Consider the following 23013-nt stretch of genomic DNA (forward strand, 5'->3'; position numbering starts at 1 on the left):
CAATGGACGCCTAAACAACATTAGGGTAGACTATTATCCCGTCTTTAATTTAAAGCGATATGAATAAAAAATTTCATATTAATTTTTGTATGCTATTGAAATACATTAATTTTTAGCTTTTTCATTGCTATTTTGGGTTAACTAAATTACCCATATTAATGCTGGGAATTCTCATGACGCGTTATATCTTCGTCACAGGCGGTGTTGTTTCTTCATTAGGTAAAGGTATCGCCTCTGCTTCTTTAGCAGCTATTTTAGAGGCACGCGGCCTCAAAGTTACTCTTCTCAAACTTGATCCATATATTAACGTCGATCCTGGCACAATGAGCCCTTTCCAACATGGGGAAGTGTTTGTTACAGATGATGGCGCTGAAACGGACCTCGATCTTGGTCATTACGAACGTTTTGTACGTACAACCATGACTCAAAATAATAACTTTACGACAGGTCGTGTTTATGCCGATGTATTGCGTAAAGAGCGTCGTGGTGATTATTTAGGTGCCACTATTCAAGTTATCCCTCATATTACGGATGAAATTAAACACCGTATTATTAAAGGTGCAGGTGATGCTGATATCGCCATGGTGGAAATTGGCGGTACAGTAGGTGATATTGAATCACAACCTTTTTTAGAAGCTATTCGTCAGTTACGTGTAGAAGTGGGTGCTAAACGTGCCATGTTAATGCACCTTACCCTAGTACCTTATATAGCTACCGCAGGCGAAACTAAAACTAAGCCCACTCAGCACTCGGTAAAAGAATTACGCTCTATCGGTTTACAACCAGATATTTTAATTTGTCGCTCAGATCACCCAATAGATTTAGCTTCACGTCGTAAAATTGCTCTATTTACCAACGTAGAAGAACGTGCTGTTATTTCTTTAGAAGATGCTAATACTATTTATCGCATTCCTTCTATGCTTCATGCACAAGGTTTAGACGACTTCGTGGCGGAACGCTTTGATTTAGACTGTAATACTGCTGATCTATCAGAATGGGATCGTGTCGTTGATGCTAAACTAAATCCAGAAAAAGAAGTTACTATTGCCATGGTAGGCAAATATATGGAGTTACTGGATGCTTATAAATCATTAATTGAAGCATTAACTCATTCAGGTATTGAAAACCGTACCAAAGTAAATCTACGTTATATTGATTCAGAAGATATTGAAGAAAAAGGCACCGAGTTATTAGCTGATGTAGATGCTATCTTAGTACCTGGTGGCTTTGGTTTACGTGGTGTAGAAGGAAAAATTAGCACCGTACAATATGCCCGTGAAAATAAAATACCTTACCTAGGCATTTGTTTAGGTATGCAAGTAGCTGTTATTGAGTTTGCACGCCATATCGTTGGTATGGAAAAAGCCAACTCTACCGAATTTGATAAAAATACCCCTTATCCTGTAGTTGGGTTAATCACCGAATGGCAAGACGCAACAGGTGCTACAGAAATACGCAATGAAGCCTCTGATCTAGGCGGAACCATGCGTTTAGGCGCACAGAATTGCAAATTAGAGAGCCCTTCACAAGTTCACAATTGTTATCAAAAAGATATTATTAGAGAACGCCACCGCCATCGTTATGAGGTTAATAACAACCTTCTTCCGCAATTGATTAAAGCTGGGCTAAAAGTAACAGGTCGTTCAGAAGATGGGGCATTGGTGGAAGTTGTTGAAGCCCCTGATCATCCTTGGTTTGTAGCTTGCCAGTTCCATCCAGAGTTTACCTCTACCCCACGGGATGGACATCCATTATTTAGTGGTTTTGTGAAAGCTGCCATCAAACAACATGAGTTAAAAGGTTAATATGAACCAGAAAACAATTCGTGTAAAAAATATAGAGATTGCCAATAACAAGCCTTTTGTGCTTTTTGGTGGTATGAATGTGCTTGAATCTCGCGATTTAGCTTTACAGATTTGCGAACATTATAAAAAAGTCACTGATAAATTAGGTATTCCTTACGTTTTTAAAGCGAGCTTCGATAAGGCCAATCGCTCCTCTATTAATTCATTTAGAGGCCCAGGTTTAGATGAAGGCTTAAAAATCTTTGAAGAAGTAAAAAAAGCCTTTGATGTACCTGTTATTACTGATGTTCATGAGCCTTATCAAGCGGCACCTGTTGCAGAAGTATGTGAAATTATCCAACTACCTGCTTTTCTTTCTCGACAAACTGATTTAGTAATAGAGATGGCAAAAACAGGGGCAGTTATTAATATCAAAAAAGCCCAGTTTTTAGCGCCTCATGAAATGAAGCATATTCTTAACAAATGTGTAGAAGCAGGCAACGATCAATTAATTCTATGTGAACGTGGTAGCTGTTTTGGTTATAACAACTTAGTGGTTGATATGCTTGGCTTTGGCATAATGAAGCAATTTGAATATCCTGTATTTTTTGATGTAACCCATGCTTTACAAATGCCAGGTGGCCGCGCTGACTCTGCAGGTGGCCGTCGAGCACAAGTGACTGATTTAGCCAAAGCAGGGCTTAGCCAAGGTCTTGCTGGTTTATTCTTAGAGGCACATCCTGATCCTGACCATGCTAAATGTGATGGACCCTGTGCATTACCTCTGGACAAGTTGGAGCCTTTCCTAAGCCAACTTAAACAACTGGATGATTTAATTAAATCATTCCCTCCTGTACAAACTGCTTAATGGCCTACAAGGCTGTATATTGGAGTAACAATAACAATGGCAAAAATTGTTGATATTAAAGGTCGTGAAGTTTTAGATTCTCGTGGTAACCCAACGGTTGAAGCAGACGTTATCCTTGACAATGGTATTTTAGGCCGCGCCTGCTCACCATCTGGAGCCTCTACTGGCTCACGTGAAGCACTAGAACTGCGTGATGGTGATAAAGCTCGTTATTTAGGTAAAGGCGTACTAAAAGCAGTGGCTAATATTAATGGTCCTATCCGCGATGCTTTACTAGGGAAAGATCCTGTAGCCCAAGCAGACCTTGATCAAATCATGATTGATTTAGATGGCACGGACAATAAAGAAAATTTAGGTGCCAACGCAATCTTAGCAGTCTCCTTAGCTAATGCCAAAGCTGCCGCTCAAACACAAGGCATTCCTCTGTATGAGCATATCTCCAATCTAAATGGTACACCTAGACAATACAGTATGCCTGTGCCAATGATGAACATCATTAATGGTGGCGAACATGCTGATAATAATGTGGATATTCAAGAATTTATGATTCAGCCAGTAGGTGCCCCAACTTTTGCAGAAGCATTACGGATGGGTACTGAAATATTCCACCATTTAAAAGCTATTTTAAAAGAGCGTAAATTAAGTACTGCCGTAGGCGATGAAGGTGGTTTTGCACCTGATTTTTCATCTAACGAAGCTGCATTATCAGCTATCGTTGCTGCTGTAGCGAAAGCAGGTTATAAACTAGGTGATGATGTTACGCTAGCTTTAGATTGTGCTTCTAGTGAATTTTATAAAGAAGGCAAATATGTTTTAGCAGGCGAAGGAAAATCTTTTACCTCTGCTGAATTTGCTGACTATTTAGATAACTTAACCAATATGTACCCTATTATCTCTATTGAAGATGGTATGGATGAATCTGATTGGGACGGTTGGAAAGTATTAACAGATAAAATTGGTAAGAAAACTCAACTAGTAGGTGATGATCTTTTTGTAACCAATACCAAAATTTTACAAGAAGGGATTGAAAAAGGAATTGCCAACTCCATCCTTATCAAATTCAACCAAATTGGCTCATTAACTGAAACGTTAGCTGCTATTAAAATGGCTAAAAAAGCAGGTTATACAGCGGTTATCTCTCACCGTAGTGGTGAAACGGAAGATGCTACTATTGCTGATTTAGCCGTAGGTACTGCAGCAGGTCAAATTAAAACGGGTTCTCTTTGCCGTAGCGATCGTATAGCTAAATATAATCAACTACTTCGTATTGAAGAAAAATTAGGTGATAAAGCACCTTATAATGGTCGTAAAGAATTTACTAAATAAATTTTCTTATTTAATGCAGGCGCAATGCCTGCATTAAGCTAATTATTATTCTTGATATTTACTAATCTGATAGCCTTTTTCTTGTAATAAACTCAGCAATCCTTTTTCTCCTATCAAACCAACAACGTTAATATAAACTAATGTTTTTTCTTTCTTTCTACTAAGTTCATCTATGCTTATAGCATAAATAACTTTTTTCTGATCTATCACCTCTTTCACTTTACTTAATTTGCTAAAACCACTTTTCTTATCCCATTCATTTATTTGGTCTAAATCACCTTTATAAACTGTTTCGTTATATTCATCAGCTGTAGGATTTTCATTTTTATTATCGCTCAAACAAGCTTTAATATACTGATTAGTATCTGTTCTATCAACTGCTATGAAAAGTTCTCTGTCCTCAAAAAGCTCACTTAACGAGAGAATAATCTTATCTTTTTGTTTAGCTTCATTATACAAAGCTTCTTGTATTCTAAAACTATAACCTAACTCTCCTGACTCTATAATATTTAAAAGAACACATACAGACATAGGTGACAAAGTTTTTAAAACATTTTCAGTAAATAAGGCATTTTTATCTTGATAAGTCAATAACTGCTGCCAAATATCTGCTGACACTTTATCTTTCAAAGACTCTGTCTCAGGTAGTATCATTAGATTAGCTACGAACCAGTTATTAATATCCGCGATAAGCCCATCTGGTACAGTTTGAAAAACTACCTGTTCAGCTTCGTTAAGTATTTTTTGATAAGGAGCTGGTAATGGCCATTGTGCAGGCTTAATAAAAGTAGTAATCGCAACAATAGTAATTTGTTGTTCACCTTTTTTAGCTACCCAAATGCCATGTTCTGCATTTACTAAAGTAGCGAAACAACTTAACAATAATATAAAGCTGAGACTTATTCTGTGCTTTTTAATTAATAATTTCTCTATCATAAAACTCCATTCCCTCTTATTTGATAGTAGTGATTAATTGTTCTAATAGCGGTTGATACAACTCTTGTCCCCTTAATTCATCTATCCAATTTTGAGGAATACTACTAATACTATCTCGCAACCCAATAATTCCACCCACAATACAAGCTGTTGTATCGGTATCATTCCCCAAAGAAATGGCGTAACGAACCGCTTTTTGATAAGAGGGAATAGCTAATACAACTTTAACTGCTCGCAATGAGTCAACCACATAACCACTACCCGTTGCAGGAATATCATCATCAGGACAGATATGAAACTCCAACTCCTGAAGGGCTTCTTCATTATCTTCATAAAACACACGTAAAAAATCCACTGCTTTCTGCCAAGAATTATCATCGTCATTTAAAACATAGCGAGCCACTAAACAATATAAAGCACAGCATAACTGTGAACGCAAATGACCATGAGTAACTAATGATTGTTGTTGAGCATCTCTAACTAGCTGCTCATCCGTGCCTTTATGCCATAAAGCAAGAGGTAATACTCGCATTAACGCACCATTACCATTACTAAACTCATCACTAGCCCCTGCTAAATTTGGTACAACTCCTTGCTTTAGTCTACAAATAGCCTGTCCAGTTGCAATACCTACATCATAGACTAAATTATCAACAGCCATATATCCATGTTCATACCAATTAATTAATCGATTAGCAAAATCCCTTAAATCCAATTGCCCACAATGAAGTAACGAAGCCAATAAACATAATGCCTGTGCACCATCATCTGACCATGTAGCAGGCAATATTTCTTGATGCGCACGATTAAATCCTATTGGTGGAGAATAATTTATCTTATCCAATGAGGGTATTTCATCTGGGGAGTGAAACTCATAAGGTACTCCTAAAGCATCACCAATTAATAAGCCCAATAAACCACCTGTTATTCTATCCCGATAAGAAACTTGACCATCCATAATTAACACCCTAACTATCCCATCTCTTATTGATTCCAAGATTCTAATTTATCTGTCATAAAACTGTCATCATTAATTGCTATATTAAGATAAATTGAATGGTATAAATATTGCTGTTTATTTATAAAATAATACGTTGTAAGTGATTAGAAATGTCAAAAAACAAAATTGATCAATTTAGAGAAAAATTTAATAACAATGCTGATTCTTTAGGTAATCTCTTCGTTGAAGTTTTTCATTATCTTGCGCTATTTGCTGTAGGCGCCATTATTGCTTGGGCTGCATTACAAGAATTTTTAGGGATATTTGCCAATAAAAAACCCCTAATTGATGGTATTTTAATGCTGTTTATTTACCTTGAATTAGGTGCCATGGTGGGTATTTATTTTAAGACAAAAAGAATGCCTGTCCGCTTTCTTATCTATGTTTCTATTACTGCATTAACCCGTTTATTGATTTCTCATATATCCCATAATCATCAACCTAACTGGGGAATTATTCAAGTCTGTGGCGCTATTTTATTATTGGCAATTGCGGTGCTAATTGTGCGAATTGCTTCTTCTCGTTTCCATGTAAAAGAAGAAGATGAAAGCAGATAATAATAACATTGATTACTTATACTTCATTTAGTAAGCTTAGTTTATCTACTTAAATATGTTAATTCTGTCATTATGTTAAACATTGGCTACCATAATCTTGCTGCTGGTACTATTGCTGCAGTAGTAACAACGTTAGAAATGAAATCCCCACCACCCTTGCGTACTGAACAAAATATCTCAGAGTGGAAGTTAGAACATTGGCTACAACCTGATTTAAAGAGTTACCAAGCGCTATATCGTCGTATAGGTGAGGAATGGTTATGGAGCTCAAGACTGCTTATGGCAGATGCTACTCTCTCAGAAATTATCAACGACCCTAAGGTAGAAGTATATGTCCTAATTACACCTAGCGGTACAGGACTTTTAGAATTAGACTTCCGCATCAACAATGAATGTGAACTAGCATTCTTTGGTATTTCCTCAGAGCTTATAGGAACAGGGGCTGGAAGATGGTTGATGAGTCGCGCATTAGAACTTGCTTGGTCACGCCCAATAAATCGCTTTTGGGTTCACACTTGTACCCTAGATCATCCCAATGCATTAAGTTTCTATCAACGTTCAGGCTTTATCCCTATCTCTCGCCAAATTGAAGTAATGGCTGACCCACGTTTGACAGGAGTGCTGCCCAAAACGGCAGCACCTCAAATACCCTGTCTTACTAATAAATCATAAATATATTAAAAAGCTTTTAGCTACGGTAATAATACTAACAAATAAGTATATAACTTATTTCATCATACCAATCATAATACCGCCAGCGACTATTAACGCTAAGCCCATAATTGTTGCTACTAACTCTCTACCATGCTTATGTTCATGTAATAAAAAGATACCACCTAAAGTTGAGATAACAACACTCATCTGCGATAAAGTGAACCCTGTAGCAACACCATTTCTACTAGCAGAAATAAGATAAGCAATAGCTGCAATAGCAAAAGCGAAACCCGTTAGCAAATTTTTCCATGTAGTCTTTTCAGTAATTACTGTCTTCAAATCTTTGATTGATAAAATACATGCCATTAATACCATACCCAATGCCTGTGGTAAAAAGCCAGACCATCCTTCAATATCAAATACACGTGGTAACACTGCGTAGCCCAAATAACCAATGGTAGATACTAATAAGATAATAAGACCAGACACCATATTTTTACTGCTTTCTTCGTCTTTATCCTTTTTATAAGCAGTTAAAAAGATACCAATAATAATAATTAAAATAGCGCTAGCACCTATTATTTTTACAGTGGTGCCTGCCCATTCTTTGAAAAAAATTACTCCAAATAATGAAGCAGAAACTATTTGTAAGCCAGTAGAAATTGGCATCGCTTTAGAAACGCCAATTTTCGTAAAAGCAGAGTATTGGTAAAATTGACCAAAAGACCAAGCTAAACCTGATAGAAAACCACCAATTAACACACTTTGTGCCATAGAAGGTTGTACTACTACATATACCCCTATCGCAACTATAAGTGCTCCTATGGTTGTACCAAGAATTTGATTGGTTGGTTTACCACCCATTTTACTTACTATGAGCGGAACGAGCCCCCAAAATACAGCAGGTATAAGTGCAATCAATATATTATTCATCTATTCACCTTTAATAATGAATTGACCATTTCTATTGGAAAAATGATAAAAAGTTGTATTACTTACTACCAATAATGTAATGATTTTCATATATAAAGATCGTGCAAATGCTAACTGTGCGGTTACACTAACTACTACATCTGATTCAATTACATACTGCATTGGAATCGTCTTTTTAAACGGGACTATCTTACTAATATCTCTTTATAAGAAGAGTATCAGTGATTGTCAGTAATCTACCTTTAAAATTTCTATCTATAACTAACCATAAATTAATAAAATTTAATGATTTATAAAGTATAATGCAGTCAGTAAAAAAAGACTCCTTATCTGGCCAAAAGTCTTATAAAATTCAATAAGATAATACAGTCAAAATAATTTTTATAATTAACTAAACGTCTAATAAAATTAATTTTTCAAATAACTTTTTTACAAAAATTAATTAAAAACATTTATTATCTTTTCATCATTCTTTCAGACGCGATTAAAAGATAAATTTATGAAAACCATAGGCTTAATAGGTGGTATGAGTTGGGAAAGTACTACAAATTACTATCGACTTATTAATACATTAGTTAAACAACAATTAGGCGGCCTGCATTCAGCTAAAATCGCTTTATACAGTGTAGACTTTGCTGAAATTGAACTATTACAACAACAAGGTAATTGGCAACAAGCAGCTCAATACCTAACAGAAGTAGCACTTAACATTGAAAAAGCAGGCGCTGATTTTCTAGTTATTTGTACTAATACTATGCATATTGTGGCAGAACAAATTCAGCAGAATATAAAGATACCACTTATTCATATTGCTGATGCAACAGGCGAAGCGCTAATAGCAAAAAATATAAAAACGGTTGGATTATTAGGTACTGCTTTTACTATGGAAAAAGATTTCTATAAAGGACGTTTAGCAGATAAATATGGCCTAACGGTTATTACGCCAAATGAGCATGAACGCCAACAAGTACACCAAATTATTTTTCATGAACTTTGTGTAGGGAGTATTAAGCCTGAATCCAAACAAACTTATTTAACTATTATTGATAAATTAGTTAAAGAAGGGGCTGAAGCTATTATTTTAGGCTGTACCGAAATTGGCATGTTAATAAAACAACAAGACACTCAAATACCTTTATTCGATACAACCTCTATTCATGCTGAAAAAGCGGTTAAATTGGCTTTAAGCTAGCTGTTTGAAAATCTTCTATTGTTGTTCGAACAAAAAGAAAATAACCGATCCCTTCAATAAATTGTAAGCTCCAAATAACAATCAGGAGATTACAATGACTAAAACTATTTTATGTTTAGGAGATTCTTTAACTAAAGGTTATGGCAGTACAGAAACAAAATTTACATACCCAAGCCATTTAAAAGAAGTTCTAAAGAGCTTTGGTAGTTATAACATTATTAATGCAGGTGTTATAGGTGATACCTCTATCGGCGCACTAAATCGTATTGATGGACTACTCAGAACATATCAACCCTATCTTGTTATTACCTGTATCGGTACTAATGATATGTTACTTAACACTAACCCTGCTGTAACGAAATCCAATATTATCTCTATTTGTAATAAGGTTTCGCAATTTGGTGCAAGAAACTTATTATTAGGAGTACCCAATTGGTTTAATGGTGTACCTATTACTGTAGCTGTTGATCACCCTATGTATGCTGAAATTGGCCAACAATTAGGTATCTATGTACAAACAGGTGGTCTAGCACTATATGAGTCTGATTCCATGTGGCGTTTTGATAATGTTCATCTTAATAATTTTGGCTATATGGGTTGGTCTTATTATGTAGGGCAAGCAATGAATTATGGTGGCTTATTGTAAAGCCATATAACACTCTTTAATACCTCAATAGAGAGTGTTATAAATTATCCGTCAACAAACTATATTTAATTATTATTTAGCGCTTTCCAACCTAACAGCAATAAAGGTAAATCTTTACTACTTACATATTGCTCTGCCCCCAACCCCATCGCTGTTTGTAATAATACGCTACAGGCTTTACTCCACTCAGTAGCTAGATATACCTCATCGCCATAGCCTGCTAGCTTAATAAAGGCTGCATCACCTACCAACTCTTTTGCTTTTTTATGCACTAAATCATTGATTGTTAAAAAACCATTATAAATAGGGGATGCATTTTCACCTTCACCAATGGCTAATGTTCCTGAATGATCTGCATCTTGGTGCATGGTTGAATTACTGGTTTTACTTAACCATGTATTCCATACATTGCCATAAGCTTCTGTACTGATTGGATTTGCTAAGGCTGCTAATTGGTTTATTTGTGGTAGTGTAATCTGACAGATATTATCCAATAACTGACAAACTTTTTCGCCCTTAGGGCCAAACAACAATGAGCATGGGAGTTGTTTTAAGGGTCTAATAGTAGTTGCAGCTATATAATCACTGTCTTCATTTAATTGGCTACTCTCTAAACCCTCTATTATTTCAACAAACCATAAATCAACAGGCCATTGTTTAACATAAATTGTAGCCACATCATAATGAACAATCCATGGTGTAATTTGATTAGTTACTGTTTGCCCTATATGCTGTTGCTTAAGTGCGCCCTGCTCATCACTTGCAGTAAAGACAAAACCATAAATCAGATTATTCATTTATTTAATTCTATATTAACCACTTCATAACCAGAGGATAAACAACGAATTAACCACTCCTCTAAAAACTGATTAAGTTGTCTTTTTTCATCAGGCTGATGCATTGCTTTATTGGGATAAGCATACACCCCTCTGAAACTACGGGTATTTTGAGCAAAGGTGACTTCTGCTAATTGTGCATCATGATAACAACGAATATACAGCTGAGGAGCAACCATCCAATCTAACAAGCTATCTTGTTTTAATAGGATATAAGAAGTATAAGGACTATTTTCAAGCACTGTAAAGGTTAAATGTGTGGCTATTTTTTGATCTGCTGTAAAAGCAATACAACGGCTATATCCTGTTTCGCGCATGTTCGGCAGCAACCGCATTAAAGCTGCATAATTACGCTCATAAATAGCTTGAAGCGCTGAAAGATCAACAGCATAATGTTCTTTCTGAGTTACAACCATTGTTTACGAACCTTACTTCTATTAATAATTAACCACTGCAATGCAATAATACCTGCTGCATTTTGAATTAATCCTTTATTTAAATTTTTTACCGCTTCTTTAAAATCCCATACATGGGTACGAATATCTTCACCCTCATCTTTAAGACCATGAACACCACCCGCTTTGCTACTATCACAAATACCTAAATATAAGTAAATATATTCATTACTGCCGCCCACAGATGGATAGTAACGAGTGATGGGAAGTAGTTCTTTAATTTCTAAATTAGCTTCTTCAATTGCTTCTCGATAAGCTACATTCTCAGGGTCTTCACCTTCTTTATCGATCAAACCTGCAACGAGCTCTAACATCCAAGGGTTAGCACTTTTTTCAACAGCACCCACCCTCATTTGCTCAACAAATATGACTTTATCTAGCACAGGATCATAAGGCAGCATACAAACTGCATCAGGGCGCACAAATAATTCTCTAGAAAGAATAGGGCCCTCTTCACCAGAAAAAAGTTTATGACGTATTTTAAGACGATCTAATTTATAAAAACCACTGAAACAATTTTCGCGTTTAAGAATCTCTACCGCGCCACTATCTAGTGCTGTTGTTTTTTTTAAATCAATAATAGGATCAAAAGGTTTAGTCATTTTTTCAAGTAATCTCAGCAGTTATTTAATAATTATAGTCATACTCTAAGGTTTAATATCTTCGCCCCAGCGTGGGAAATCAGCCACCTCTAAGCCAAATAAATCCAAAGCTCTTACGACTGAGTGGTGCACCATATCATCTAATGATTTAGGTTTATCATAAAAAGCAGGTACAGGCGGCATTACTATTCCCCCCATTTCACTAACTGCTAACATTTGCTTAATATGACCTGTATGTAATGGTGTTTCCCTTAGCATTAACACCAGTCTACGTCGCTCTTTTAATACCACATCAGCAGCCCGCGTTAATAAATTAGAAGAAACACAACTAGCAATCTCTCCCAACGTTCTTACAGAACAAGGAGCAATTAACATTCCTACTGTTTTAAAAGAACCGCTAGAAATAGCAGAGCCTATATCATTAATCGCATAATTAACATCAGCTAAATCCCTTACTTCCTCTCTGCTAAAATCTGTTTCATATTCGCGGGTTAACTCAGCAGGTTTGGTAATCACTAAATGACTTTCTACATTTAATTTTTTTAATAGTTTGAGGGCATGCACACCATACACAAAACCTGTTGCACCTGTTATTCCCACTATAATTCGCTGCTTTGTCATACCAAACCTTTATTCGCTATCTTTTAGCATAATGGGTTGTTAAAAGCTTTTTTCAACCCAATGCTTAACTATTAACCTCTATATTTCTTCTAACACGTATTTAACAATGATTTGTTCAGGTATTTCTACTAAGCTTACAAAATACACCATATCATCTAAAACGTTATTATCTTCATCTTTAAAATACCAGATTAAATAATTGTTTAACTGATTAATAACCAAATCATCATAATTACCAACTTGCTGCCAACCATCTTCTTTATAAAGTTCGGCTAACTCTTGATCTAATAGATTAGAGCAATAGCTATACTCTGCACCTTGTGCCACTTGATAGTAAAGCATCAACGCTAAAAATGACTGTAAATCAAATTCTAAATCATAACTAGAGCCATCTTCATCACACTGAAAAACTTTGCCTTGCTGATCAACACCCCAATAGCACACACCTTGATTTTCTTCTAAAAAGACCAATAAATTATCTTTAATATGTAATTGTTCTGGCAAAGCAAACAACTGAAAAGCACTCATAAATTGAGGCACTTTACCCACTGTTTGATAGAGGCTTGTTAGCTCCACGGGTAAAGCTTGCCCTAGTCTTTGCTCTGTTTGATCTAATATACTTTGCTCAATTCCATCTTGGGCTGTTAAAGCTCTACCCAAAAGGCTTTCTGCAATAGTTTGAAAGGCGTTATTTTGCTTGTTTAGTTGCGTCATGCTAGCCACTTACCGTTATTAATAGATTACTAGGTGATAAGTATTAACGATGACCCCATGATTAGCAATTAATTTATAATGAATTATGTAAAAAAAAGGCCATACATTTTACTGTATAGCCCAAAGGAGTAGACTACAATTTAGGCAGGAATAGAAGCTATATTTGCCTCTCTTTCCCAAACTCTGTGTTGTTTCATTACTTCTAACAAGCTAGCTACTAATTTCTTAGGATCGTCATTTAATAGCACACCTGCATCCTCTACTAAATCAGAAGCAGCATCAAATACTTCTTTTGCATCCTCTTGTAAGGCAATGGCTTTTAAATGTTTAAAGGCTTGTAATAGATAGTGCTTAGCATCACCATTAGCAGCCAAGGTAGCAACATTCTCATTACCAGTAGGTATTAATACTGCATCAACTAATACTGATGGCATACCACCAATAATATCGTCAACCATCAACTGTTCACCTTCGCGCGTTTTTACCATACCTGAGCGAGGAGCTAATACCACACTAAAGACACCCGCCTTGGTAAGTGCATCTTTTATCTTGCCAACAGAAGTACCACATACGCCATCTGCTACCAATATCGCCACTTTACTTGCTGCCACTGGACGTTCTTTATTGGCATAAAGACTAAGGGCTGGATCTTTCTCTAACCCATTTACTGCCTTAGGCACAGGATATTTCAATTGTTCTGGAGTTAACTCAATGCTTAAATTCGCGCCAACACGTTTAGCTAGCTCATGATCAACATGTGCTAATAAATCAACAATGCGTTCTCTAATATATCTTCTCGCTACTTTACCTAATTCAAAACTAAAGGCGCCTACAATATGATCTTGTTCTACTTTAGTTTGGCTTAGCCAGAATAAACGAGGATGTGAATAGAATTCTGTAAAAGAAGGACTACGCTCACGAATTTTTTGCGCATCTATACGCTCGTGATAGCTCTCATAACCACCGCCTTTTGCAGCTGCAGGTGTTTCTCTTGGCCAGTTATTACTTACTGAATTAGGCTCATAGTTTGCACCTTGAATCACCTCAGATTGATGGAAACCATCACGCTGATGATTGTGATAAGGACAAACTGGACGATTAATAGGTATTTGATGGAAATTAGCGCCACCTAAACGATGTAATTGGGTATCTCTATAAGAGAAAATACGACCTTGTAATAAAGGGTCATTAGAGAAATCAATACCAGGCACAACATTAGCAGGGCAGAAAGCCACTTGCTCTGTTTCTGCAAAGTAGTTATCTGGGTTGCGATTAAGTACCATTCTACCTACTTTTTTCACAGGTACTAACGCTTCTGGAATTAGTTTTGTTGGGTCTAAAATATCAAAATCAAATTTATGTTCATCTTCTTCTGGAATAATTTGTAAACCTAACTCAAATTCAGGGTATTGGCCTGCTTCAATTCGCTCCCAGAAATCTTTACGATGGAAATCTGGATCTCTACCCATAATAGCGTTTGCTTCATCCCATAATAGAGAAGCTGTGCCATATTTAGGTTTCCAATGGAATCTTACAAAATGACTCTTACCTTCTGCATTAACTAAACGATAGGTATGAATACCAAAGCCTTCAATAGTACTTAAACTACGAGGTATACCACGGTCTGACATTGCCCACATCACATTATGTAATGCTTCTGGTTGTAATGAAATATAATCCCAAAACGTATCATGGGCACTTTGTCCTTGTGGTACTTCGTTATGTGGCTCAGGTTTAACAGCATGCACAAAATCAGGGAATTTCATGGCATCTTGGATAAAGAACACCGCTGTATCATTACCCACTAAATCATAGTTACCTTCTTGGGTATAAAACTTAGTAGCGAAACCACGAATATCACGTACAGTATCTGACGAACCTCTGCTACCTTGCACCGTAGAAATTCGTACAAAAACAGGCGTTTTTATTTTAGTGTTAGTTAAAAAATCCGCTTTTGTATATTTTTCTAATGACTCAAATACTTCAAAAAATCCATGAGCACCTATTGCACGTGCGTGCACAACACGTTCGGGAATACGTTCACGATCAAAATGCCCCATTTTATCTTGCATGATAAAATCTTCTAACAATGAAGGGCCGCGGTTACCCACTTTCAATGTATTTTGATTATCAGCAATTTTAGCCCCAAGATTGGTAGTTAATGGTTGTTGATCGCCACTAACACGAACTTTGTCGAGGTCTTTACTTTTATCAGTAGTATTATTAGGTAATTTTAATGAACCAGGTGCTGTTGGTTCTTGACCAGGTGGCGTTGGTTTGGGGGTTGGTTTAATCGATACATCAGAAGGAGCTGTGTCTTTAAGATGGGGGGCGACAGCTTCTTTACCAGGCATAGGTGCTTGATGTGACTTTTTACTCATCGTATTGCTCCTTATAATCACTGCAATTTATTTTGCGTTATTACAAGCAAATAGGCTCTGCTACTAACTAAACTTATAAGTAGAAACTTATAATACAATCGATTGTTATCACCGTAGAAAGCCTAAAGCTTTTATTTAATCGGTTAGGCTAATGTTACAAATCATCTATACCTTATGAGAGTAATCAAACATTTAATGGACGACAATAAGACGTTAGCCTTAGAGTTAATAAGGAGATGTTGTTTTTTAAATAGATTTTGTAGTGAAAAGTAATTTAGCTCTGTACTGTTATTCCCTATAATAGCGCTATGAAAAACACAAATATTTTAAACTCAGCTTGGCGTAAAGACTTTCCTGCCCTACAAAATTTAGCAAAACAAAATACAGTTTGGCTAGACAGTGCTGCTACCTCACAAAAACCTAACTCTGTAATACAGACTATTACCGAGTACTACCAACAAGGATCGGCTAATATTCATCGTGCTCAATATCCATTAGCACAAAAAATTACTAATGATTTTGAACACGTTAGGCACAAAGTAGCTCAATTTATAAATGCTGCCACTGATGAGCAAATTATTTTTACCCGCAGTACCACCGAAAGCATTAACTTATTAGTATATGGTTTAGAAGCTAACCTGCCCAATACGGGTAATATTGTCATCAGTGGCTTAGAACATCATGCCAATCTTTTACCTTGGCAACGATTGGCGCAACGGAAAGGACTCGAATTAGTGGTATTGCCATTTACCACTGAGGGAGTAATTGATTTACAAGCTGCTCAAACATTGATTAATCAGCAAACCCGACTGTTAGCGGTTAGTCAAATGTCCAATGTATTTGGAACGCTACAGCCTATTAAACAGCTTATCCAAATGGCTAAGCAACAGGGTGCTATCACCGTTATAGATGGCGCACAAGGTGTTGTGCATCAATCTACTGATGTACAAGCATTAGACTGTGACTTTTATGCTTTTTCAGGGCATAAACTTTATGCCCCTGAGGGAGTAGGTGTACTTTATGGCAAAACAGAGCAACTAAATAAACTCCATCACTGGCAATTTGGTGGAGAAATGGTACAAATTGCTACCTATCAAACTGCTAGTTTTTATCCTGCCCCATTAGGATTTGAAGCAGGTACTGCTGCTATCGGCTCAGTACTAGGATTAGGCGCTGCCATTGATTATCTAAATGCTCAAGATAGAGTGGCGATAAAAAATCATGAACAAGCCCTTCTAACTTACCTTATCAATGAGTTAACTCAACGCGAAGGTGTAAGTATTTTAGGTCAACCTGATCAATCACTTATTAGTTTCTATATTAAAGGCATTCATCCCTCCGATTTAAGCCAACTACTCAGTGAACAAAATATTGCTACTCGTGCGGGACAACATTGTTGTATGCCTCTTTATAATACATTGGGCTTAAATGGATCTATTCGGGTTTCTTTAGCACTTTATAATAACCAAGACGATATTCAACAATTCCTAATAGCGCTAGATAAAGCAGTTGAGTTATTAGCATGAGTCTTTCAAATACAGCCCAACAGATTCTTGATACCTTTACTGCTGCCAATAGTTGGGAACAAAAAATGCGTCTACTGATGCAAGTAGGTGCAACATTACAACCGTTGGATGAAAAAGAACAAATTGATAAAAACCAAGTTCAAGGTTGCGAAAGCCTAGTTTGGTTAATTGCAGAACAACACAACCAGTTATGGCACTTTAAAGCATACAGCGATGCACGGTTAATGCGCGGTTTATTAGTGGTACTAATAGTTCGAGTAAATGGATTAACCGCTGATGAAATAAAACAAATTGATTTAGAAGATTGGTTTCTACAGCTAGGATTAGCTAGACAATTATCAAGCTCTCGGCGCGATGGTTTAAAAGCCATTTTTCAGAAAATAAAATCTATTTAATAAACATAAAAAAACGGTAACTGCTTAAGCAAGTTACCGTTTTTACTATGCAATAGCAAATTACATATTTTGACGAATACCTGCCACTAACCAAGGCTTATTCTCACCCTGTTCACGCTCCATCCGCCAGCTTTCATTAAACGCTTCACCTTGATCAAAACGAGATGTCTTAGCAACGCCTGTAAACGTTAAAGTTGCTACCGTTTTTTCAGCATCGTTATCTACTCCATCAAGCACTACATCAAGATTTTCAATATAAGTTGACTGGAAACCATCACCTGCTTCTGCACGCTCTTGCTTTAAGAAAGTTAACAACTCAGGCGTCACATACTCAGCTATTTTATCCATTTCATTAGCATCCCAATGCTCTTGTAATGACATAAAATGCTCTTTAGCTGCCGCTACAAACGAATCTGCATTAAACCAAGCAGGTGCATTAATCACAGGTTCAGCACTAGTTGTTGTTACTCGCTGTGTTCCAAAGATAGGAGATTGATTATTATCATGTCCTTGGAATGTATTAACAGAATTATTAGCGCCCTGTTGTTGTGGTCTCATACGGCTTCTGATAAAACGAATAATAAAGAAGGCTAATAAGCCAATAACAATAATATCGAAGAAATTGATACCATTAAAACCACCCATAAACAACGAAGCTAACAAACCACCTGCGACAAAACCAGCTAAAGGTCCCATCCAACTTCTACCAGGCGCAGCCTGTTGATTAGGGTTAGTGGCAGGCCTATTAGGTGTTGCTTGACGGCTTTGTTGATGAGAAGGGGCTTTGCCAAATGAACGGCCGCCACCAAAACGTCTTGCATCAGCATCAAAACTCACCAATACCATCGATAAACTAAGACAAACGATTGCAAAAAAGCTAAAAATACGTTGCATTATGAAAAAATCCCCTCAATAACAGATAAATCTTTATACTACATGGTGACATATTATTAATATTTCATTACCAATAGTGATTAATTTTGTTTCTTTTCTTTGCAAAAGTCTATCACAGTAGTAAAAGACTATACAGTCTTTAAACAGGAGAAAGCATGGAACCAAGAATTAGTATTATCACCCTAGGTGTGAAAAGCTTAACTGATTCTTATAATTTCTATCACCACGGTTTAGGCTTTGCAACCAGCGGCACTCCTGACGATGGAATTTTATTCTTTAAAACAACTGGCTGCTGTCTAGCTTTATACCCCTATCAACAGCTAGCGGAAGATGCTTTACAGGAAATACCAAGCAAAGCTAGTTTTTCTGGAATTACCTTAGCGCACAATACGCGAACTGCAGAGCAAGTCGAACAAATACTTGAGCAAGCGGCAAAAGCAGGCGCTAACATTATCAAACCAGCTCAAACTACTTGTTGGGGTGGCTACCATGGTTACTTTACAGACTTAGATGGGTATCTATGGGAAATTGCTTACGGCGCGATGTGGCAATTTAATCCTGATGGTAGTTTATTAATCAAGTAACAATACTGCTATTCACTTTTAGCTTTCTTATTAAGCTCGTTACCTTGGGGCTTAAATGCTTTGCCACAGGGAGGACAAACAATATCCTCATTCTTTTTATAAGTTTGTTCAGTTACTTGAAAAATCTTGCCACAGGCTGGACATTTAATATCTATTTCTTTGTTCATAATTCGCTCCTTTAGGTTAAACTATTTACAGAGTATTAGCGTATCATTAGCAAACAAATAATAAAGTTATATTAAAGTCAAGAAAGGGCTATAACTTTGGTAGCATTTTCCCTAAATATGCCTTACTTTAACTCATTTTAAAAATACAAAATAACTAGCCAAGCGCAAGTGAGATAGGTATATTTTAGAATTTAAAAATTTAGTCATTAGCGAGTAAACATTTTTGCATAAAGTAATATTGTTGTTATTAAGTATCATAATAACAAATCAAGGATTAGCAGCCACCTATGAAAGCCATGGTTATGCGCAATTTGGACAACTTAAATACCCTGCTAATTTCAAAAATTTTGCTTGGGTAAATCCTAAAGCTCCCAAAGGCGGCACGCTTAAAATAATGGCTACAGGTACTTTTGACACCCTAAATCCTTATTCAATAAAGGGTACTAGCCCCATTGCTACACCTAACTTTTACCAATATGGTGTTAACGAGCTTAATGAAACTTTAATGGTAGGTAGTGGTATCTATGATCCATCTGGAGACGAACCTGCCTCTAATTATGGCTTAATCGCCAAAACAATAGAATATCCTGATGATCGCAGTTGGGTTATTTTTAATCTACGCCCAGAAGCACGTTTTCATGATGGTACACCAATTACCGCCGAAGATGTTGCTTTTTCTTACTATAGTCTGTCCGAAAAAGGTCATCCGCAATATCGCGCCATGCTACAAGATGTGGATAAAGTTCGTATAATGGGGCCGCACCGTATTAGTTTTGATTTAAAAACAGTAGGTAACTCCCTAACTATTTTACGTTTAGGGGAAATGCCTATTATTTCAAAAAAATATTGGGCTAATAAAGACTTTGCAGCAACCACTTTTACTCCTCCATTAAATAGTGGCCCTTATAAAATAGTGGCTGTTGAACCAGGTAGGCGTTTAGTATTTGAACGTGTAAAAAATTGGTGGGGAGAAAAATTAGCGGTTAATAAAGGAAAGTATAACTTTAATCGAGTTGAAGTTGAGTTTTATCGTGATTCAACGGTAGCTTTTGAAGCATTTAAAGCAGGCGAGTTTGATATCTATATTGAAAACAAAGCTAAAAACTGGCTAACAGCTTATAATTTCCCTGCAGTAAGACGTGGCGAAATCATTAAGAAAGAAATTAAAAATAAACTTCCAGCGCAATCCCAAGGTTTATTCTTTAATACTCGTCGCACAATCTTTCAAGATGTTAAAGTACGGCAAGCACTCTCTTTACTATTTGATTTTGAGTGGTCAAACCGTACTTTATTTAATAATAGTTATTTACGCAGTGAAAGCTATTATCCCAACAGTGAGTTTGCAGCAACAGGTATTCCTAAAGGTAATGAATTACTGCTACTAGGCGCATGGCGTGATAAATTACCTGAGCAACTGTTTACCACGCCCTTTCAACTGCCAAAAAATCAATTTGGTGGTTTAAGTAGAGATACTCTTCGACAGGCTTTTAAATTACTAAAAGAAGCAGGTTGGCACGCTACTAGAGACGGTATGCGAAATGATAAAATGGAATTATTGTCTTTTGAAATCTTATTAGTCAATCCAAGCTTAGAACGTATTTTATTACCCTACCGTAATAATCTAAACCTACTGGGTATCAATGTAACCATAAGAACTGTGGATCGTGCTCAATATAAACAACGACTCGATAATTTTGATTATGATATGATTCTAATGACATTACCACAAAGTTTAAATCCTAACTTTGAACAGTGGTTATATTTTCATTCTAGCCAAGCATGGGGCAAAAGTAGTAAAAACTTTGCGGGTGTTACTAATCCTGTAGTCGATGCTTTACTAGTACAATTATTGGCTTCAAAAACCAGAGAAGCACAAGTTGCTGCTACTAAAGCATTGGATAGAGTATTATTATGGAATTACTATATGATTCCTAATTGGTATATTGATAGCACACGTATCGCTTATCAAAACAAACTTGGTACGGTTAAATCTCCCCCCTATACAATGGGGTTACGTGGTTGGTGGTTAAAAAAGTGAGTAGCGCATGGTGATAACAACTAATAAAACTCTACCCTTATTAATTATTTTAATAGTGAGCTTTATTTGCCCTTTAACTCAAGCAAAACCTCAGCATGCTATGACCATGTATGGTGAGCCATCCAAATATCCCGCTGACTTTAAACATTTTGCTTATGTTAACCCTGACGCGCCTAAAGGAGGTACGTTAAGACTAGCCAGTTATGGTGGTTTTGACTCCTTCAATGGTTTTATACCCAAAGGTCAGGTTGCGGATTATGTTGGCTTAATCTATGACACGTTAACTATTCAATCTTATGATGAACCCAATACAATCTATGGACTAGTTGCAGAAAAAATAGATAAAGCACCAGATTCAAGTTGGGTACGTTTTTATTTACGTAAAGAAGCTAAATTTCATGATGGTCATCCTATAACGGCTGAAGATGTAGCCTTTACTTTTGATATTTTAAAAAGTGATGGACGCCCCTTTTTTCGTCAATACTATGCAGATGTAAGCAAAGTAATTGTAGAAAATAAACATCAAATACTATTTAGGTTTAAGGTTAAAAATAACCGTGAATTACCAATGATTATAGGACAACTTCCAATATTGCCTAAACATTGGTGGCAAGATAAAGACTTTACAGTTACAAATCTTATTCCGCCATTAGGCAGTGGTCCTTATAAAATAGGTAAAGTAAAAGCCAATGCCAGTATTGAATACGAACGAGTAGAAGATTGGTGGGCAAAAGATTTAGCTGTTGTTAAAGGCTTTTATAATTTCGATAAAATAATTATTGATTATTACCGTGATATGTCCGTTGCTTTAGAAGCTTTTAAGGCTGGGCAATTTGATTTTAATTTAGAATATTCTGCTAAAAGTTGGGCAATTGGCTATGAAGGTACCGCCCTAAAAGAAGGAAAGTTAATCAAAAAAGAACTAACCAATCATAATACTGCAAATATCCAAGCATTAGCTTTCAATTTACGGCGCCCTATTTTTCAAGATAAAAAAGTGAGGCAAGCTATTAGTTTATTGTTTGATTTTGAATGGTCAAATCGGCAACTTTTTTATAATAGTTATAAACGAATCAGTAGTTATTTTGAAAACTCAGAAATGGCAGCTCATGAGTTACCTACCGAAAAAGAGCTAACAATTTTAGAGCCTTTTAGAGGACAAGTACCTGATGAAGTATTTACGACTGTATTTACTGCCCCCCAATCAGATGGTTCTGGTATTATCCGAGAACAACAACGCAAGGCTTATCAACTATTACAAGAGGCTGGCTATGAAATTAAAAATGGCAAAATGGTTGATAAAGAAGGTCAGCAATTAAAATTTGAATTTTTAATGCACCAAGCAAATCTTGAGCGCGTTCTTTTACCATTTAAAAATAATCTAGCTGAAATAGGCATTGATATGGAAATCCGCCGTGTGGATACCTCTCAATTTATCAATCGTATTCGCTCACATGATTTTGATATGGTTTCTTATATTTGGGGACAAAGCACCTCACCAGGTAATGAACAACGCAACTATTGGTCATCATCTAGTGCCGATGTTGTTGGCAGTCAAAATATTCTTGGTTTAAAAGATCCTGTGGTAGATAAGTTAGTTGAACAGCTTATTCAAACTGACTCTCGAGAAAGTTTAATTCTCCACGCGAGGGCTTTAGACCGTGTTTTACAATGGGGCTACTACGTGGTATGGAATTACTACACGGATAAATGGCGTATAGCTTATTGGAATAAATTTGGCCAACCTGAAATAGCGCCAGACTATGATTATGGCCTGTTTACTTGGTGGGCTTTAGATACTGAGCCTAAAAAAGATAACACCATGCAACAAAATCCCAAAAATCCCACAACACAACCTGCTTCTAAAACAGAGCAGCCAACTACAGAACAGGTAGGCAAATAAT

General features: G+C 36.4%; 23 protein-coding genes. 12 read left to right on the forward strand and 11 right to left on the reverse strand.

All coding sequences use genetic code 11. The features are described 5' to 3' along the window. Window positions 1-173: 173 nt before the first annotated feature. Genes JHT90_RS14525 through eno form a run of 3 tightly spaced genes read left to right on the forward strand, consistent with a single transcriptional unit; the run spans window position 174 to window position 3978 of the window. Complete coding sequence (locus JHT90_RS14525; RefSeq protein ID WP_201092336.1) at window positions 174-1805, forward strand: CTP synthase; 1632 nt, start codon at window positions 174-176, stop codon at window positions 1803-1805. 1 nt (window position 1806) lies between these two features. Continuing rightward, window positions 1807-2652: a 3-deoxy-8-phosphooctulonate synthase gene (gene kdsA, locus JHT90_RS14530; RefSeq protein WP_201092338.1), complete on the forward strand. Its 846-nt coding sequence runs from the start codon at window positions 1807-1809 to the stop codon at window positions 2650-2652. A 36-nt stretch (window positions 2653-2688) separates the two neighbouring features. Beyond that, window positions 2689-3978 (forward strand): phosphopyruvate hydratase, encoded by a 1290-nt coding sequence (gene eno / locus JHT90_RS14535; RefSeq protein ID WP_201092340.1) that lies wholly within the window; start codon window positions 2689-2691, stop codon window positions 3976-3978. Window positions 3979-4023: 45 nt separating this feature from the next. On the opposite strand, the gene JHT90_RS14540 is transcribed toward eno, so the two are convergent. Next, entirely contained in the window at window positions 4024-4914 is an 891-nt protein-coding gene (locus JHT90_RS14540; RefSeq protein ID WP_201092341.1) for a TraB/GumN family protein, read from the reverse strand. A 16-nt stretch (window positions 4915-4930) separates the two neighbouring features. Next, a complete protein-coding gene (locus JHT90_RS14545) occupies window positions 4931-5872 on the reverse strand; it encodes an ADP-ribosylglycohydrolase family protein (RefSeq protein WP_201092343.1) in 942 nt (313 codons plus the stop codon). A gap of 152 nt (window positions 5873-6024) precedes the next feature. On the opposite strand from JHT90_RS14545, the gene JHT90_RS14550 reads away from it, so the two are divergent. Both JHT90_RS14550 and JHT90_RS14555 read left to right on the forward strand, forming a co-directional pair. Continuing rightward, the gene (locus JHT90_RS14550; protein ID WP_201092345.1) at window positions 6025-6471 is read left to right on the forward strand and encodes a phosphate-starvation-inducible protein PsiE; all 447 of its coding nucleotides are present in this window, start codon (window positions 6025-6027) and stop codon (window positions 6469-6471) included. Between the two features lie 72 nt (window positions 6472-6543). Next, window positions 6544-7143: a GNAT family N-acetyltransferase gene (locus JHT90_RS14555; protein ID WP_201092346.1), complete on the forward strand. Its 600-nt coding sequence runs from the start codon at window positions 6544-6546 to the stop codon at window positions 7141-7143. A 54-nt stretch (window positions 7144-7197) separates the two neighbouring features. Here JHT90_RS14555 and JHT90_RS14560 read toward each other — a convergent pair whose 3' ends face one another. Next, window positions 7198-8058 (reverse strand): GRP family sugar transporter, encoded by an 861-nt coding sequence (locus JHT90_RS14560; RefSeq protein ID WP_201092347.1) that lies wholly within the window; start codon window positions 8056-8058, stop codon window positions 7198-7200. Between the two features lie 499 nt (window positions 8059-8557). On the opposite strand from JHT90_RS14560, the gene JHT90_RS14565 reads away from it, so the two are divergent. Both JHT90_RS14565 and JHT90_RS14570 read left to right on the forward strand, forming a co-directional pair. Then, the gene (locus JHT90_RS14565; protein ID WP_201092348.1) at window positions 8558-9250 is read left to right on the forward strand and encodes an aspartate/glutamate racemase family protein; all 693 of its coding nucleotides are present in this window, start codon (window positions 8558-8560) and stop codon (window positions 9248-9250) included. Window positions 9251-9344: 94 nt separating this feature from the next. Next, window positions 9345-9896 carry a GDSL-type esterase/lipase family protein gene (locus JHT90_RS14570; RefSeq protein WP_201092350.1) on the forward strand — a complete coding sequence of 184 codons (552 nt, stop codon included), beginning with the start codon at window positions 9345-9347 and terminating at the stop codon, window positions 9894-9896. Between the two features lie 65 nt (window positions 9897-9961). Here the strand turns inward: JHT90_RS14570 and JHT90_RS14575 are convergent, their stop codons facing one another. The 6 genes from JHT90_RS14575 to katE form a co-directional block, all read right to left on the reverse strand. Next, entirely contained in the window at window positions 9962-10693 is a 732-nt protein-coding gene (locus tag JHT90_RS14575) for a hypothetical protein (protein ID WP_201092351.1), read from the reverse strand. Beyond that, a complete protein-coding gene (locus JHT90_RS14580; RefSeq protein WP_201092352.1) occupies window positions 10690-11148 on the reverse strand; it encodes a DUF1249 domain-containing protein in 459 nt (152 codons plus the stop codon). The genes JHT90_RS14575 and JHT90_RS14580 overlap by 4 nt, the downstream gene beginning before the upstream one ends. Then, window positions 11139-11789, reverse strand: a complete 651-nt coding sequence (locus JHT90_RS14585) for an NUDIX domain-containing protein (RefSeq protein WP_201092353.1) — start codon at window positions 11787-11789, stop codon at window positions 11139-11141. Before JHT90_RS14585 ends, JHT90_RS14580 begins: the two co-directional genes overlap by 10 nt. A 45-nt stretch (window positions 11790-11834) precedes the next feature. Continuing rightward, window positions 11835-12410 (reverse strand): UbiX family flavin prenyltransferase, encoded by a 576-nt coding sequence (locus JHT90_RS14590; RefSeq protein WP_201092355.1) that lies wholly within the window; start codon window positions 12408-12410, stop codon window positions 11835-11837. Between the two features lie 78 nt (window positions 12411-12488). After that, complete coding sequence (locus tag JHT90_RS14595; protein WP_201092357.1) at window positions 12489-13124, reverse strand: hypothetical protein; 636 nt, start codon at window positions 13122-13124, stop codon at window positions 12489-12491. 140 nt (window positions 13125-13264) lie between these two features. Then, window positions 13265-15478 carry a catalase HPII gene (gene katE / locus JHT90_RS14600; protein ID WP_407926495.1) on the reverse strand — a complete coding sequence of 738 codons (2214 nt, stop codon included), beginning with the start codon at window positions 15476-15478 and terminating at the stop codon, window positions 13265-13267. 335 nt (window positions 15479-15813) lie between these two features. Here katE and JHT90_RS14605 point away from each other — a divergent pair, with 335 nt between their 5' ends. Together JHT90_RS14605 and JHT90_RS14610 are read left to right on the forward strand one after the other, a co-directional pair. Beyond that, complete coding sequence (locus JHT90_RS14605; RefSeq protein ID WP_201092362.1) at window positions 15814-17031, forward strand: aminotransferase class V-fold PLP-dependent enzyme; 1218 nt, start codon at window positions 15814-15816, stop codon at window positions 17029-17031. Further along, complete coding sequence (locus JHT90_RS14610; protein ID WP_201092365.1) at window positions 17028-17426, forward strand: SufE family protein; 399 nt, start codon at window positions 17028-17030, stop codon at window positions 17424-17426. Before JHT90_RS14605 ends, JHT90_RS14610 begins: the two co-directional genes overlap by 4 nt. Before the next feature lie 60 nt (window positions 17427-17486). Here JHT90_RS14610 and JHT90_RS14615 read toward each other — a convergent pair whose 3' ends face one another. Next, the gene (locus JHT90_RS14615) at window positions 17487-18320 is read right to left on the reverse strand and encodes a Tim44 domain-containing protein (RefSeq protein ID WP_201092367.1); all 834 of its coding nucleotides are present in this window, start codon (window positions 18318-18320) and stop codon (window positions 17487-17489) included. 155 nt (window positions 18321-18475) lie between these two features. Between JHT90_RS14615 and JHT90_RS14620 the strand changes: the two genes are divergently transcribed. Then, window positions 18476-18904 (forward strand): VOC family protein, encoded by a 429-nt coding sequence (locus JHT90_RS14620; protein WP_201092369.1) that lies wholly within the window; start codon window positions 18476-18478, stop codon window positions 18902-18904. 8 nt (window positions 18905-18912) lie between these two features. Here the strand turns inward: JHT90_RS14620 and JHT90_RS14625 are convergent, their stop codons facing one another. Further along, complete coding sequence (locus JHT90_RS14625; protein ID WP_201092371.1) at window positions 18913-19071, reverse strand: hypothetical protein; 159 nt, start codon at window positions 19069-19071, stop codon at window positions 18913-18915. A gap of 223 nt (window positions 19072-19294) precedes the next feature. Between JHT90_RS14625 and JHT90_RS14630 the strand changes: the two genes are divergently transcribed. Beyond that, the gene (locus tag JHT90_RS14630) at window positions 19295-21109 is read left to right on the forward strand and encodes an extracellular solute-binding protein (RefSeq protein WP_201092372.1); all 1815 of its coding nucleotides are present in this window, start codon (window positions 19295-19297) and stop codon (window positions 21107-21109) included. 7 nt (window positions 21110-21116) lie between these two features. Then, a complete protein-coding gene (locus JHT90_RS14635) occupies window positions 21117-23012 on the forward strand; it encodes an extracellular solute-binding protein (RefSeq protein ID WP_201092373.1) in 1896 nt (631 codons plus the stop codon). Window position 23013 lies beyond the last annotated feature (1 nt).

This window comes from Entomomonas asaccharolytica (assembly GCF_016653615.1).
Taxonomy (GTDB): domain Bacteria; phylum Pseudomonadota; class Gammaproteobacteria; order Pseudomonadales; family Pseudomonadaceae; genus Entomomonas; species Entomomonas asaccharolytica.